Below are 14201 nucleotides of genomic sequence, written 5' to 3'. Positions count from 1 at the left end.
GTTGGATTAATAAAATATTAATAGTATTTTTTGAGGGGCGGATATCTGTAATGATAAAATTCCCATACAATCATTTTAACCTTGCATGCTGGACAGTAAAAAGGATTCATCCCGAAAGTCTTGTACATCTGCCTTTGATAAAATGAATATCTTGACACGACAATATTTTTTCTGAAAGCGTCAATTGTCTCTTTAAGCCTGTCAGAAATATGTCTTGAATAAAATCCGTAGCGGTTTACCATCTTAAAGTTTTTAGGAGGTAGATGAATTAAAATATGGGAAACAAATCTCTCAGAAGGCATAGTAATGTAAGTTTTCTTTTTATTATTAGCTAGGTCGTTAAAAAAGAAAGTAACCTCCTTTTCAGTAATGTCAGTAATCTTGTATTCAGCAATGGGGGAACGTGCAAGGTATCGTCCAAGATATTTAATAATGCCTTTTGTGCTGTTAATATCGCCATTTCCAACGTTAAAGAAAAACCTTCTGTTTTCCTTGTAAAGCTTCGTAGCAGTATTTCTAGCGTCTTTCTCAATCTTCTTGCTGGGATAGCTGCCGTTTTCAATAATTTTAAGGACATGGTATTTCCATTGCCCGGCAATAGTGTCAACGTTGAAGTATCTCATTTTCCTGAACTCAAGATTTTTATTGAAACCTCCTAATGAAACAATGGCATGAACATGAGGGTTCCATTTCAAGTCCCTGCCAAAAGTATGAATGACAGAAATGAGACCGTAATGTACAATATCGGAATCAGTAAAGTAATATTTGGAATGTTCAGAAATTTTGTTTTTTCTTTTTCTTTTCCTGCTGATATTGTGAAAGACGAACTTGAATACCTGGTTAACAGCGGCAGAAAGTTTTGACAGAAGAGATCTGTCATAAAAGAAGAACTTTCTGCATTCTTCAGGGATAGTAAAAAGGACATGTCGGTGTTCAATATCGAGAATATGTTTTTGAATATTTTCAGACCATGTCATAGAATACTTGTAACCACAAGAAGGACAGAGTTTAGACTTACAGGTAATAGGGAATAAATGTGTAACAGGACAGTGAGGACATTTGAACTTGAGAAAACCTTTTGAAATATCCCTGCAGGCAAGAAATTTATCAATGGAAAGTTTAATATATTCAAGGTGACTGTTGCCAATATTATTTTTCTTGCAAAATTTTAAGGAATCTAGTAAAATATTGTTGTCACTGAAAATATATTTCAGTTTATTTTGTGTAATGTTTGTCATAAATATATTATACAAAAAAATCAGCCGAATTTCTATTCGGCTTTTTTTATTATTTTATTAATTGACAAATCGAACTTCAATACGTCTATTGGCTGATCTTCCTTCTTCTGTATCATTTGAAGCAATCGGATTGTTGTCGCCATTTCCTTTTGTTTCAATAATTTTTTCAGGAGAAAGTCCTAATTCGATTAATTTTTCTTCAAGACTTTCAGCTCTTCGTAGGGATAATTCTTTATTATATTCTTTAGTACCTTTAGAATCAGTATATCCGGTAATTGAAATTTTTTCATTCTTAGTTTCTATATAGTTTTTCAATTTTTCTAATATTGGAGTATACTCTTCTTTTATTGTGGCACTGTTAAAATCAAATTTTAATTGATTTGTGTCTAGTACTATAACGTTATTATTATTAGCATCCTTTTCTTCTTTTGCTATCTCTAATTGTTCTATTTCTGTTCCATCAACTTCAACAGCAGCGGTTCTCATCGCATTATCACGTAAATTTGATGTTGTAAGTTTTTTAGCTGTAGTCGGAGCAGAAACTAATAATACAGATAGCATTGCTGTAATTTTTGATTTTTTCTCCATATTTTAACCTCTTTTCCTTTTTTATTTATATTTTTTATTATATTTAAATTATACTTTCCTTTATTGCATTTAATTGTAACATATTTTTTTTAATTTTCATAGTGTTTTTTTAAAATTTTATAAATAATTTTTGAAAATATAGAAGTTTTTATTATGGTAGATAATTTATTAAAAATTCAATCAAAATAATAAAAATACTCTAAAGTAATATTTAGAGCATTTTAAATAAGAAAATTTATATAATCTAGACTATTTATTTTCGATAATTACTGTTTTTGGATCAACTTTATTTCCGTAAACAGGCTCAAGAGTTGCTTTATACGCTTTTTCAAAGAACCCTTCCTTAGTAAGAGCATCTATTTCAGTATTTAGCCAGTCTAATAATTCCTTGTTCCCTTTTCTTACAGCTGGAGCAATGTAGTCCTGTTCCCCTAACTGTTTAATATCCACAACAAATCCCGGATTTTCTGTTGCCCATGCAAATACTAGAGTATTATCGTGTGCAAGCGCAGCTCCCCTTTTATCTAATAATGCGTTAAATGTCTCTGTGTTTTGGTCATATTTCAATAATTCTATATCTGGATGATTTTTAGTAAAGTAAATTTCTGCTGTTGTTCCTTTGTTGACTATTAATTTTTTACCTTTCAGCTCCTTCACATCTTTTATTGGAGCACCTTCTGGCGAAACAATCCCTAATGATACCTTCATATAAGGTTTTGCAAAATCAACTTTTTGTTTTCTTTCGTCTGTTACTGTAAAGTTTGCTAGAATAATGTCAACTTTATTTGATAATAAATATTCCACTCTGTTTGCAGCTTCCAATGTGATAAATTCTATTTTATTTTCGTCACCTAATAAATCTTTCGCAAGTCTTTTTGCCAAATAAACATCATAACCTTGATTTTTCCCATTTTCATCAACAAATCCAAATGGCGGCTTATCTCCAAATACTCCTATTCTTATTTTTCCTGCTTTTTTTATTGCCTCAATTGATCCTGGTTCAGCGCTTCCCTTTCCACCTTTTCCACAGCTTATTGCAAATACTCCTAAAACTAAAATTGCAATAATTTTTACAAGCCCTTCAAAATTCTTTTTCATAATTACCTCCAAGTTTATTTAATATTTCTGTTATTTCTTATCCCAATTTTCCCAATTCATCTTTCAAATATTTAGCTAGTTCCAACATAGCATATTTCCCAGCTATTTTTTCAGCATCGGCGTTGTAGTTAGTATTTGTATTTATGTCATAAACAAAAACTTCGTTGTTTTCATTTATGATAAACTCTATTGCCGCCACATCTATGTGGTTTTCTTTCAAAAATTTCTCATATTTTTCGATTTGATTTTTTGGCAATCTTTCGATAATTCTAAATTTTGTTTTTTCTGCAGCTTCTTCTCCTACAGGACAGAATTTATCATTTATCTGGCACGAATCTGCTGGACACAGTTCAAATCCATCGCTTGAGTCAACTTTTACGGCATAAAGATATTTTCCACCTATAAATTCAGCTCTTATGATATGCCCATCCACAGGCTTCACATATTCCTGAATCAAGCTTATTCCATCGACAGAATCTTCAAAATCATTTCCATTTACATAATTGCCAAGTTCTTCATAACTTCTTATAAGCCTTACCCCAAGCCCTTTTCCAGCTCTGTTGTGCTTTATGATAAAAGGATATGTGTCAAGTTCCTTTGCAGCATTTAAGATTTGCTCTTTTCCCACAGCTCCCAATGTTTTTGGAGTATTTATCCCTGCCTTTTGCAGTAAGATGTATTGTTTCAGCTTGCTCACTTCAAGATTTATTGCAGATGTTCCATTAATTACACGGACTGCTTCTGTTCCTTTGTTTTCCAGCCATGTTAATACTTGCTCGGTTAATTCTGGTGCATATCTGTGCCCTCTTGTATGTGAAGAAGCGCTCATTCTGTTATAATACACGCCTTTTTCAGGCTCTTTTCCTATATTTAATATTCCTTCTGACAAATCCAGTTCTTCATAAGGAACTGACAATTCATCCAGCCTTGCGGTCAGATGCCTTGTCCAATCCATATTTTCATGAATTATATATACTTTTGACATATTTTCATCCTTTCTATTTTTATTTTTAAAGTTTATTCAACTACAGCTGCATTTTCTCGAAGCCCAGCATATACTTCCTCTGTTTCCACAACTTCATATTCTCCAGTTTTTTCAATAATCGCAGGAACAAGCGTGTTTCCAACTACATTTACCGCTGTACGTCCAGCATTTGCCAAAAAGTCAACTGATACAATCAGGGCAATGCCTTCTGCAGGTAAATTAAGCTGCGCCGCAGTTGCAAGCAGTACAACCAATGCTCCGGATGGAACTGCCGCAATTCCCTTTGTAATTATTGTCAAAAATAATATTAACGGTATTAATTGACCCCATGTAAGCGGAGTTGAGTACAAGTTTGTTATAAATGTTACTGATAAACTTATATAAATGCAGGCTCCAATAAGATTAAATGAATATCCAAGCGGTGTAGCAAAAGCTGAAACTGATTCAGATATTCCATTTTCTTCACTACGTTCAAGAAGTGTCGGTAAAACTACTGCAGAACCTCCTGTTGTAAAGGCTATTAGCACCAAATCCTTAATATTTGATAATAATTTTAAATAAGGAACTTTGAATATGTATGCAATAATCGGAAATACGACTAATAAAGCTGCCAAGTATCCAACATAAAGAAGCAGTACAAACTGTCCTAATAAATACAAATCTCCAAGTCCAGTTTTTGCGACATTGCTTGCAATCAGCCCAAACACTCCCACAGGTGCAAATGCAATGGCATAATCTACAATCTTATACATAGCCTTTATCCAAGATTCAAAGAATGCTATAACAGGTTTATTGTCATCTCCAACAGCAATTAAGGCAATTCCTAGAAATACTGCAAAAAATATAACCGGTAAAAGATTTCCATCTGCAAATGCTGTAAATACATTTTTAGGTACAATTGATGTTAAGAAATCGCTCAAATTAATGTTAGAAGCAACATCTTTAATAGCTTCTGTGGAAATGCTTCCAGCTTTTATATTTGCACCAATTCCTGTTACTTTCCCTAAAATAAGGCTAAGCGTGATTACTAACGTTGTAATTGAGAAAAAGTGTAAAAATGTCTTAAATGCAAGATTTCCAAACTTTTTAGTATTTTTCATTGTAACTATTGACAAAACAACTAGCGGGAATACAAGCGGCACAATAACCATCTGAACTAAACTTGTAAACAGCACTCCCAGTAGTTTTAACTCTTTCGCAAACGACGGAAATAATTGTCCAACCAAAATTCCTAATAACGCACCAATCAATATCTGTGCCAATAAATTCAATTTTCTAAATCCTAATAATTTTTTCATACTTTCATTCTCCCTTCAACAATTAGCATTCACTAAATTGTTTTATTAAATTTTTTATTTATATCAACAAAGCTGATTCCACCTTATCTTTCTTTTCAAAATTAAATATATTTAAGAATTTTTTAGCCCTTTCAGTTTTTGGATTCCTAAAAAATTCCAGCGGATAATTTGTTTCAACGATTTCTCCAGAATCCATAAACACTATTCTATCCGCAACCGCTTTAGCAAATTCCATTTCATGAGTAACGATTATCATCGTCATTCCTTCCTTTGCCAATTCCAGCATTACATCCAGCACTTCCCTTACCATTTCAGGATCAAGTGCCGCTGTAACTTCATCAAACAGCATTATTTCTGGATTCATACATAGCGATCTTATAATTGCTATTCTTTGCTTTTGTCCTCCTGACAGTTCTCTTGGATATGAGTTCTTTTTATCCAGAAGCCCTACTCTTTCCAGCAGTTTTTCTGCTTGTTCTGTAACTTCCTTTTTATCCCTCTTCTGTACTTTAAGCGGTCCTAACAGAAGATTTTGCATAACTGTCATGTGATCAAATAATTCGTAACTTTGAAACACCATTCCTATTCTCTGGCGTATTAAGTGCCATTTTGTCTTGTCTTTATTAATAACATTTCCTTGTAATTTTATTTCTCCAGACTGAATTTCTTCAAGTCCGTTTACACATCTTAAAAGCGTACTTTTTCCACATCCAGAAGGTCCTAATATTACTACAACCTCGCTTTTATTTACTGAAAGCGAAACTCCTTTTAGTGCGGGTATGCCTTTTTTATATTCTTTTTTTATATCAGAAAGTTCCAATAAAACTTCCGAATCTGCCATTTTGCTTACCTCCGTTTCCTTTATTTTTTAAACAGCCCATTTTTTCTCCATTTTTTTTGATAATAATGTAATTGGATAACAAATTATGAAATATAGAAAAAATATGAACAGATACACCCAAAATGGTGCCATCGGATTTTTCCTGCTTGAAAACTCTATAATTTGCCGTCCTATTTTTAGAACTTCTGCAACTTCTATAAAAATCGCAAGTGAAGTTGTCTTAATCATTCTTGTTATAAGGTTTACCGCTGCAGGTGCAATTCTTCTTACTGCCTGCGGAAGCAGCACATATCTATAAACCTGAATTGTATCAAGCCCCAAAGCCTTTGCACTTTCTCCTTGAATTTTTGGAAGAGAAATAATTGCTCCTCTCACAATATCCATCATTTCAGCCGTTCCCCATATCACAAACACTATTATTGTCGTAGTTTCTGAGTCAATATGCAAATCAAAGCCTTTTGCAACTCCAAAATAAATTATGAACAGCCACACAAGCAAGGGAATGATTCTCATACTTTCCAGATAAAATTTCAATACTCCATAAATAACCTTATTTTTTGAAGTCATAACTATTCCTAGGATTAATCCGAGCAATATCGAAAACACTATGGAAACAAGGGCAATTTGTCCTGTTACAATAAGCCCGCCCATAAGCCTTTGCAAATTGACTCCTTTAAAAATAACATCAATTCCCGACAGTTGCATATCTTATTCTCCTTTCAATTACTGTTAAAACAAACGAAACTGGTAAAATAATAATCAAATATGCTGCAACAAGCATAAACAGACTTTCATTCGTTTTATAATAAAGCCCTATCAAATCCCGTGTCAAATACATCAGTTCCATTAAAGCCAAAATCCCTATTACTGAAGTTTCTTTCAAAAGAAATATTATATTTGCCGCTATCGCTGGAAACGAAACTGTAAATGCCTGTGGCAATATTACATTAGTTATAAGCTGTGATTCTGTAAGCCCAATGCTTAGCCCAGATTCCCTCTGCCCTTTCGTAACTGACTCCAATCCGCTCCGAAATGCCTCACACATGTAACTTCCACCAAGGAAAGATAACCCAATCACAGCACAAATATGCGAATTAAACGTAATCCCAATTTTTGGAAGCCCAAAATACAGAAAGAACAGCTGTATCACAAGCGGCGTGTTTCTCGAAAGTTCAATATAAATTTCCACAATCTGCCTAGCAGCTGGAACTCTATAATAAAGCACCAATGCACAAACTATTCCAATCAATATTGAAAATATAATTCCAAAAATTCCTATAGTCACAGTCAATTTCATTGCTTCTAAATATTTAGGAATATTTTCTATTATAAAATTAAAGTCCATTTTTGTCTTTCCTTTCTAAGAATGTTGTTGTATATTTTACTTTTTTATCTCTTATATTTGTATATAAAAATATTATACTACAAAAAATTTTATTTGTAAAGATTTATTTTTGTATATACACATATTATTAATTTAACAGAGTAAGAAACCTTTCCTAAGTCTAAAATATTTAAGTCGTTTAATTTTTTATTTGATTGCTACTATAATTTTCAAAATACGTTTCAAAGTTCATAAGGATATTTTTGAATAGAAAATTTTAAACAAGCTATTTTTTAGTGAAAAATTAAAATTCGAGAAGTCAGAGTGTAGGGAGATAGCGTGTAATTTAACTGCTTAAGATAAACTTGAATATATAAAATAAGAAAAAATATCTTTTAACCTGAATAACTGAAATAAAAATTAAGATAAACATTATTTAATAGAGATAGTTAAAAAAATAACAAAACTTTCCTCCAAAGGTTGAAATATTCAAAAATATGTTTTAAAATATAGTAAATAAAATTTTAAGGAGGCAGAAAAATGAAAAGTTTAAAAGAGGATTTTTCTTTAATGTCAAGTTTGTTGATACCAGTAGCGGTAGCTATTAATTTTACAGGTTCATTAATTGTAAGTTCTCTAAAATTACCATTATTTTTAGATGCTATTGGGACAGTATTTATAAGTCTTGTTGCAGGACCATGGGTAGGATCAGTGACTGCAATAATTACAAGTATTGCAACAGGTGGATTTAATCCAGTAAATTTAGCATTTTTACCAGTTGGGATACTTATTGCTATTGTTGTTGGAAATCTGACAAAGTTAAAGATAAAAAACATCGTTATAAAAATTGTGCTGTTAATATTGTCACTAACTATAACGACTGTTATTGCAAATACAGTAATTACAATTTTAGTTTACAAAGGAATTACACCAGATGGAACTGGGTTTGTTGCATCATCTTTAATAAAATTAGGATTTGGAGAAGTTTTTTCTGTAATAATGGCGACTTTTGTGTCAGAAATCATAGACAAATCATTGACAATAATTATTGCTGTTATAATTGTAAAAAGTATGTCAGATAGATACTTGATAAAATTCAAATATGGAGAAAATTATATAAAATAAAAAATTTTATTTTAAAATAGAGAATTTTATCTCTTTAAAAAATTAATGAGAAAAATGGAGAAAATATGAATAATTTTTTAAAAAATTTATATCCTTTGACAAAGTTTTATTTAGTGTTGACACTCATTATATCAGGATTTATCATTCCTTATAATATTTATGGATATTTACTTTTTATAATTTGTGGAATATTTGCCTTTTTATACGGGAAATTAGGAATTTATGTTAAAAGAGCCTTTTTAAGCTTATTTTTATTAACGTTAGTAGTATTTTTAGCTCAAAGTTTATTATTTGTGTCAGAAGAGATATTTGCAAAAATCTGGATTTTTATAATTTACAAAAAAGGTTTATTTAAAGCAATTGCTGTCACATCAAAATTATGGGCTATTGTAACACCAATTACACTACTAATTTTAATTACGCCAGTAAGAGATTTTATAACTGCATTAGAAAAAAAGGGAATAAATCCCAAAATGGCATTCATTTTACTTTTAACTTTACAAATGATACCAGAAATGGGGAAACAGGCTGGCGTAATCTTGGATTCACAGCGTTCAAGAGGTGTGGAAACAGAAGGAAATATTTTTGTGAGAACGAGAGCTTTACTACCAGTATTTGTGCCATTAGTGCTATCTTCTATTTTAAATACTGAAGAAAGAGCGATTACGCTGGAGGCACGTGGGTTTTCGATTGGAGAAAAGCGGACAATATTGAATGATATAGAAGAAACAAAAAATGATAAAATTATGAAAATTATGCTGGCTATTTTTATAGTGCTATGTATTGTGTGGAGGGTTTTATGGGTTATTTCAAAATAGAAAATGTGAACTATAAATATCCGCTTGAAGATAAGCAAGCCTTGAAAAATATTAATATCGAGATAAAAAAAGGCGAATTTTGGGCTGTAATCGGAAAAAATGGGAGCGGGAAAACGACGTTTTGTAATATGTTAAGGAGGTTTGTACCTGATTTTTATAAAGGGGAACTGACAGGGAAAATAATGCTGGAAGATAAAGAACTGAAGGATTATTCTCAAAAGGAACTTGTGCAGAAGATTGGGTTTGTTTTTCAGAATCCGTTTACGCAAATTAGTGGAGTAAAAGATACTGTTTTTGATGAAATTGCTTATGGACTTGAAAATTTAGGTTTATACAAAGAAGAAATAATTTCTAGAGTTGAAAAAATATTGAAACTGCTTGAAATTGAAAAGCTACGTGATAGAAATCCGTACGATTTATCTGGCGGACAAAAGCAGAGAGTGGCACTTGCCTCAATTATCGCAATGGATCCTGATATTCTGGTTATTGACGAGCCAACTTCACAGCTTGATCCAAAAGGAACAGAAGATATTTTCAAAATTATAAATTTAATGGCAAATGAAGGAAAAACAATAATCTTGGTTGAACATAAACTTGAACTTATTGCAGAATATGCCCAAAATATCATTGTTCTTGATGAAGGGGAGATAATTTTAAGTGGAAAAGCGGAAGAAGTTTTAAATAATAAAATCTTGCTAGAAAAGGAAATTGGAATGACACAGTATTCTATACTTGCCTATGAACTTGAAAAAGCAGGAAAAGTTGAGCTTAAAGAAATTCCTATAACCAAGGAAAAGACAGTGGAATTATTGAAAAAATAAAGTAATAAAAAATAAAAATTGTTAAAAAGAGCCTATATTTCAAGTTTAGAATTGGCTGAAAAAAATAAACTGAAAAATATTTCCTTTCCAAATATCTCGACAGGAGTGTACAGATTTCCAAAAGATTTAGCTGCAAAAACGGCTATTAATGCTGTGATAGAATATTTGGAGAAAAATGATTTTATAGAAAAAGTAAATTTTGTATGTTTTGAAAATGAAAATTTTGAGATTTATCAAAAATTACTGGAAGAGAAAGGGATTTTATAAAAAAATAAATATTTAAAGATAAATTGTTTAATAAAATTTTTAAAGGAGACAAAACTATGAGTTTTATTACTGTGAAAAATTTGAATTTTAAATATCCTAATGGTACGGAAAATGTACTTAATGACGTTTCTCTTGAAGTAAAAAAAGGGGAGAAAGTAGCAATTATTGGGCAAAATGGTGCTGGAAAGACGACAATGGTAAAAATGTTAAATGGACTATTGAAGCCAGTAAATGGAGATGTGATTGTAGATGACTGGAATACAAAGAAATATACCGTTGCCAAAATGAGCCAGAAAGTCGGATATGTCTTTCAAAATCCAATGGATCAGATATTTCATAACAATGTTTACGATGAAATAGCCTTTGGAGCAAAAAAATTAAAATATTCTCCTGATGAAACAAAAACAATGGTGGAAAACGCCATAAAATTAACGGAACTTGAAAAATATCAAAAGGAAAATCCGTATAATTTGCCGTATTCCTTGAGAAAATTTGTTACAATAGCCGCAGTAATTGCAATGGGTTCAGACGTTATTGTAATGGATGAGCCGACAGCAGGGCAGGATTTTAGAGGAATGAGAGTTTTGCATAATTTGATTGACGAACTTCAAAAGCAAGGGAAAACTATAATTACAATAACTCATGATATGGAATTTGTAGTAAAAAACTTTGACAGGGTAATCGTAATGACAAATGGAGAAGTTATCGCTGATGGAGATAAACGTGATATTTTCTGGCAATTTGATACATTGGAGAAAAGTATGGTGAAACAGCCATATCTTAGTGATCTGTCTAAGGAAATAGAAATGAATGGAAAGGTTTTGTCTGTGGAGGAATTTGTGGACAATTATAGAAAGTAAATTTTGGTGAATAAATTATTTTTTGAACTAAAATAGAGGATTTTTTCCACTTATTTATTAATATTTTCTTGTAATTAGCATATAATATTTTATTTTAATAATCAGTTAGATTTTTTTAATTTTTTTAAGAAAGTTTAAAATGTAAAATATATGAAAAAAACTATATTAATTATGAAAAATATATGCTAAAATATAAAATATAGAAAAACAAAATAAGGAGGTATATTTGATGAATTATAAAAATTTAGTAAATGGAGAGTGGAAAGACTCTAAAAATACAATAACTATTTATTCGCCTATCAATGGTGAAGAGCTTGGAACTGTGCCGGCTATGTCAAGAGAAGAAGTTGATTTTGCTATGGAATCTGCTAGAAAGGCTTTGCCTGCTTGGAGAGCATTGTCGGCCGTGGAAAGAGCAGCTTATTTGAATAAGGCTGCGGATATTCTTGAAAGAGATAAAGATAAAATTGGGGAAAATTTGGCAAAAGAAGTTGCAAAAGGAATTAAGGCTGCTATTTCAGAAATAGTAAGAACAGCGGATTTGATTAGATATGCTGCAGAAGAAGGACTTAGAATCACAGGTGAATTTGTAAACGGCGGTGGATTTGAAGCTGGAAGCAAGAGAAAATATGGGGCAGTAAAAAGAGAGCCAGTTGGAGTTGTGCTCGCAATCGCACCATTTAACTATCCAGTAAACTTGTCAGCATCTAAAATCGCGCCAGCGTTAATTGGAGGAAATGTAGTAATTTTCAAGCCACCTACACAAGGTTCAATTAGTGGATTGCTATTAACTCAAGTATTTGCAGAAGCTGGAATTCCAGCGGGAGTATTTAACTCTGTAACTGGAAAAGGTTCTGAAATAGGAGATTATTTGATTGAACATGAGGAAGTGAATTTTATAAACTTTACAGGAAGTACACCAATTGGTAAAAAAATTGGAAAACTTGCTGGAATGCGTCCAATTATGCTTGAATTAGGTGGAAAAGACGCTGGAATAGTGTTGGAAGACGCTGATTTAGAAAAAGCTGCAAAAGACATTGTAGCAGGGGCATTCAGCTATTCTGGACAAAGATGTACTGCAATTAAAAGAGTGCTTGTAATGGATTCTGTTGCAGATAAATTAGCCGACTTGATAAAAGCTCAAGTTGAAAAATTAACTGTGGGAGATCCTTTTGATAATGCTGATATTACAACAGTAATTGACACTCCATCAGCAGACTTTATTGAAGGATTGATAAAAGATGCGCAGGAAAAAGGTGCAAAAGCGTTGACAACAGTAAAAAGAGAAAAAAACTTAATATGGCCAGTAGTTTTTGACAATGTAACAACTGATATGAGAATTGCCTGGGAAGAGCCATTTGGACCAGTATTGCCAATTATCAGAGTAAACTCTGCAGATGAAGCAGTAGAAATTGCAAACAAATCAGAATATGGACTTCAATCAGCAGTATTCACAAAAAATTTCCCATTGGCATTTGAAATCGCTGAAAAACTGGAAGTGGGAACAGTACATATAAATAACAAGACTCAAAGAGGGCCTGACAGTTTCCCATTCTTAGGAATCAAAGGCTCAGGAGCAGGAGTTCAAGGAATAAAATATAGTATAGAAAGCATGACAAGGGTTAAATCTATTGTATTTGATATATAGGAATTGGAGAGATGTTTTCTTTTGGGAGAACATCTTTTTTTTGACTTTTAATTTTAAAATTTTAAATAACAAACTATTTTTCAGGAGGTTTTCCTATAAAAAAGTTAAAGATATTTATAATATTGGTTTTATCTACATTAGCATCTGTAAGTTGCTCCTATTTTAAAATTCCCAAAAAAATGGAAGATAAATCAGGGAATATATGCACTTATACAGCAAAGGGAGAATTTATAGGTTGTAAACCTATAAAATAGCAAAAATTTTTTTAAGAATAGGATAATTCAAAGAAAAGACTTGATTTTTGATGTACATTAGACCAGAGGATGTACTTTCTCCAAGAGATAAAGTAAGAAATTTAGAAGTATATTTGGAAAAATTTTTAGAGAAAAAAAAGAGAATGGTTTGAAAAATGGAATAAAATTATATTTAAAAAAATAAAAAATATATAGGAGGAAATGTTATGAAAAAGGCATTATTATTTTTGTTTGCCGCATCTGTAGTATTTGCGGCAGGACCAAAGGTTCCTTATACTCATGAGGGATTTTATTCAACAGATAAAGTTCAGAAGGCTGTTCATTTTGTGTCTGTTGACGACATTAAGAAAAGTCTGGAGGGAAAAGGGCCGATTAATGTAAGTTTTGACATTGACGATACATTGCTTCACTCAAGCGGATATTTTATTTATGGACAGCATTATTTTCAAATTCCGGGAGACAAGAGAGGTGCTGTAAGTTACCTGTACAATCAGAAATTCTGGGATTATGTAGCTGAAAACGGAGATGAACATTCAATTCCAAAACAATCTGCAAAAGATCTTATCAAAATGCACTTGGAAAGAGGAGATAACGTATTTTTCATTACAGGAAGAACTGGGCACTCAAAAGGTAAAAACTACACTTCAACAAAATTATCAAAAACATTGCAAAGATACTTTGAACTACCAAAAGAAGTTTACGTAGAATATACAGCTGACACACCAACAGGTGGTTACAAATATGACAAATCATTCTACATCAAAAAACACAATGTTTCAATCCACTACGGTGACAGTGACGATGATATCCTAGCTGCAAGAGAATTAGGAATAAGAGGAATAAGAGTTCAAAGAGCTTATAACTCTACAAATCCACAAAAAATGAATGGTGGATATGGAGAAGAAGTTCTAATAAATTCTGCATGGTAAAATAAAAAAGTTTATAACAAACATTTTCAGAAGTATAAAAAGATACTTCTGATTTTTATTTTGGAAAAAATATAGGAATGTATGGCTATAATATACACCAAATATAT

At 31.7% G+C, this 14201-nt stretch carries 15 protein-coding genes; 7 read left to right on the top strand and 8 right to left on the bottom strand.

What is annotated here, in order from left to right; genetic code table 11:
* Nucleotides 1-17: 17 nt before the first annotated feature.
* The 8 genes from ACZ5B9_RS11565 to ACZ5B9_RS11530 all read right to left on the bottom strand — a co-directional run bounded on the left by ACZ5B9_RS11565 (nucleotide 18) and on the right by ACZ5B9_RS11530 (nucleotide 7393).
* A complete protein-coding gene (locus ACZ5B9_RS11565) occupies nucleotides 18-1238 on the bottom strand; it encodes an IS91 family transposase (RefSeq protein ID WP_464423964.1) in 1221 nt (406 codons plus the stop codon).
* Between the two features lie 57 nt (nucleotides 1239-1295).
* Nucleotides 1296-1826 (bottom strand): OmpA family protein, encoded by a 531-nt coding sequence (locus tag ACZ5B9_RS11560; protein WP_464422722.1) that lies wholly within the window; start codon nucleotides 1824-1826, stop codon nucleotides 1296-1298.
* Nucleotides 1827-2075: 249 nt separating this feature from the next.
* Nucleotides 2076-2924, bottom strand: coding sequence for a cysteine ABC transporter substrate-binding protein (locus tag ACZ5B9_RS11555; RefSeq protein ID WP_464422721.1), 849 nt, complete (start codon nucleotides 2922-2924; stop codon nucleotides 2076-2078).
* A gap of 37 nt (nucleotides 2925-2961) precedes the next feature.
* Nucleotides 2962-3909 carry an ATP-grasp domain-containing protein gene (locus ACZ5B9_RS11550; RefSeq protein WP_464422720.1) on the bottom strand — a complete coding sequence of 316 codons (948 nt, stop codon included), beginning with the start codon at nucleotides 3907-3909 and terminating at the stop codon, nucleotides 2962-2964.
* Between the two features lie 32 nt (nucleotides 3910-3941).
* A complete protein-coding gene (locus ACZ5B9_RS11545; protein WP_464422719.1) occupies nucleotides 3942-5207 on the bottom strand; it encodes a dicarboxylate/amino acid:cation symporter in 1266 nt (421 codons plus the stop codon).
* 58 nt (nucleotides 5208-5265) lie between these two features.
* Nucleotides 5266-6048, bottom strand: a complete 783-nt coding sequence (locus tag ACZ5B9_RS11540; RefSeq protein ID WP_006805538.1) for an amino acid ABC transporter ATP-binding protein — start codon at nucleotides 6046-6048, stop codon at nucleotides 5266-5268.
* Between the two features lie 27 nt (nucleotides 6049-6075).
* Complete coding sequence (locus ACZ5B9_RS11535; RefSeq protein WP_464422717.1) at nucleotides 6076-6753, bottom strand: amino acid ABC transporter permease; 678 nt, start codon at nucleotides 6751-6753, stop codon at nucleotides 6076-6078.
* Nucleotides 6734-7393, bottom strand: a complete 660-nt coding sequence (locus ACZ5B9_RS11530) for an amino acid ABC transporter permease (protein WP_464422716.1) — start codon at nucleotides 7391-7393, stop codon at nucleotides 6734-6736. Before ACZ5B9_RS11530 ends, ACZ5B9_RS11535 begins: the two co-directional genes overlap by 20 nt.
* A gap of 519 nt (nucleotides 7394-7912) precedes the next feature.
* Between ACZ5B9_RS11530 and ACZ5B9_RS11525 the strand changes: the two genes are divergently transcribed.
* The 7 genes from ACZ5B9_RS11525 (at nucleotide 7913) to aphA (ending at nucleotide 14094) form a co-directional block, all read left to right on the top strand.
* Nucleotides 7913-8497, top strand: coding sequence for an ECF transporter S component (locus ACZ5B9_RS11525; protein ID WP_071124014.1), 585 nt, complete (start codon nucleotides 7913-7915; stop codon nucleotides 8495-8497).
* 65 nt (nucleotides 8498-8562) lie between these two features.
* Nucleotides 8563-9315 carry an energy-coupling factor transporter transmembrane component T gene (locus tag ACZ5B9_RS11520; protein WP_464422714.1) on the top strand — a complete coding sequence of 251 codons (753 nt, stop codon included), beginning with the start codon at nucleotides 8563-8565 and terminating at the stop codon, nucleotides 9313-9315.
* Complete coding sequence (locus ACZ5B9_RS11515) at nucleotides 9297-10136, top strand: energy-coupling factor ABC transporter ATP-binding protein (RefSeq protein ID WP_464422713.1); 840 nt, start codon at nucleotides 9297-9299, stop codon at nucleotides 10134-10136. Before ACZ5B9_RS11520 ends, ACZ5B9_RS11515 begins: the two co-directional genes overlap by 19 nt.
* Before the next feature lie 18 nt (nucleotides 10137-10154).
* Nucleotides 10155-10403 (top strand): macro domain-containing protein, encoded by a 249-nt coding sequence (locus tag ACZ5B9_RS11510; protein WP_464422711.1) that lies wholly within the window; start codon nucleotides 10155-10157, stop codon nucleotides 10401-10403.
* 56 nt (nucleotides 10404-10459) lie between these two features.
* Entirely contained in the window at nucleotides 10460-11263 is an 804-nt protein-coding gene (locus ACZ5B9_RS11505) for an energy-coupling factor ABC transporter ATP-binding protein (protein WP_464422710.1), read from the top strand.
* 229 nt (nucleotides 11264-11492) lie between these two features.
* A complete protein-coding gene (locus ACZ5B9_RS11500; protein WP_464422709.1) occupies nucleotides 11493-12911 on the top strand; it encodes an NADP-dependent glyceraldehyde-3-phosphate dehydrogenase in 1419 nt (472 codons plus the stop codon).
* Between the two features lie 460 nt (nucleotides 12912-13371).
* Complete coding sequence (gene aphA / locus ACZ5B9_RS11495) at nucleotides 13372-14094, top strand: acid phosphatase AphA (RefSeq protein WP_464422708.1); 723 nt, start codon at nucleotides 13372-13374, stop codon at nucleotides 14092-14094.
* Nucleotides 14095-14201 lie beyond the last annotated feature (107 nt).

The sequence above is a fragment of the Leptotrichia sp. SK-5 genome (assembly GCF_055387215.1).
The sequence above is the reverse complement of the archived record's forward strand: the minus strand, read 5'-3'. Positions and strand labels throughout refer to the sequence as shown.

What these genes read in the sequence shown, in the direction of transcription:
- ACZ5B9_RS11565 (WP_464423964.1), bottom strand. Translation starts at nt 1,238, where the DNA reads ATGACAAACATTACACAAAATAAACTGAAATATATTTTCAGTGACAAC.
- ACZ5B9_RS11560 (WP_464422722.1), bottom strand. Translation starts at nt 1,826, where the DNA reads ATGGAGAAAAAATCAAAAATTACAGCAATGCTATCTGTATTATTAGTT.
- ACZ5B9_RS11555 (WP_464422721.1), bottom strand. Translation starts at nt 2,924, where the DNA reads ATGAAAAAGAATTTTGAAGGGCTTGTAAAAATTATTGCAATTTTAGTT.
- ACZ5B9_RS11550 (WP_464422720.1), bottom strand. Translation starts at nt 3,909, where the DNA reads ATGTCAAAAGTATATATAATTCATGAAAATATGGATTGGACAAGGCAT.
- ACZ5B9_RS11545 (WP_464422719.1), bottom strand. Translation starts at nt 5,207, where the DNA reads ATGAAAAAATTATTAGGATTTAGAAAATTGAATTTATTGGCACAGATA.
- ACZ5B9_RS11540 (WP_006805538.1), bottom strand. Translation starts at nt 6,048, where the DNA reads ATGGCAGATTCGGAAGTTTTATTGGAACTTTCTGATATAAAAAAAGAA.
- ACZ5B9_RS11535 (WP_464422717.1), bottom strand. Translation starts at nt 6,753, where the DNA reads ATGCAACTGTCGGGAATTGATGTTATTTTTAAAGGAGTCAATTTGCAA.
- ACZ5B9_RS11530 (WP_464422716.1), bottom strand. Translation starts at nt 7,393, where the DNA reads ATGGACTTTAATTTTATAATAGAAAATATTCCTAAATATTTAGAAGCA.
- ACZ5B9_RS11525 (WP_071124014.1), top strand. Translation starts at nt 7,913, where the DNA reads ATGAAAAGTTTAAAAGAGGATTTTTCTTTAATGTCAAGTTTGTTGATA.
- ACZ5B9_RS11520 (WP_464422714.1), top strand. Translation starts at nt 8,563, where the DNA reads ATGAATAATTTTTTAAAAAATTTATATCCTTTGACAAAGTTTTATTTA.
- ACZ5B9_RS11515 (WP_464422713.1), top strand. Translation starts at nt 9,297, where the DNA reads ATGGGTTATTTCAAAATAGAAAATGTGAACTATAAATATCCGCTTGAA.
- ACZ5B9_RS11505 (WP_464422710.1), top strand. Translation starts at nt 10,460, where the DNA reads ATGAGTTTTATTACTGTGAAAAATTTGAATTTTAAATATCCTAATGGT.
- ACZ5B9_RS11500 (WP_464422709.1), top strand. Translation starts at nt 11,493, where the DNA reads ATGAATTATAAAAATTTAGTAAATGGAGAGTGGAAAGACTCTAAAAAT.
- aphA (WP_464422708.1), top strand. Translation starts at nt 13,372, where the DNA reads ATGAAAAAGGCATTATTATTTTTGTTTGCCGCATCTGTAGTATTTGCG.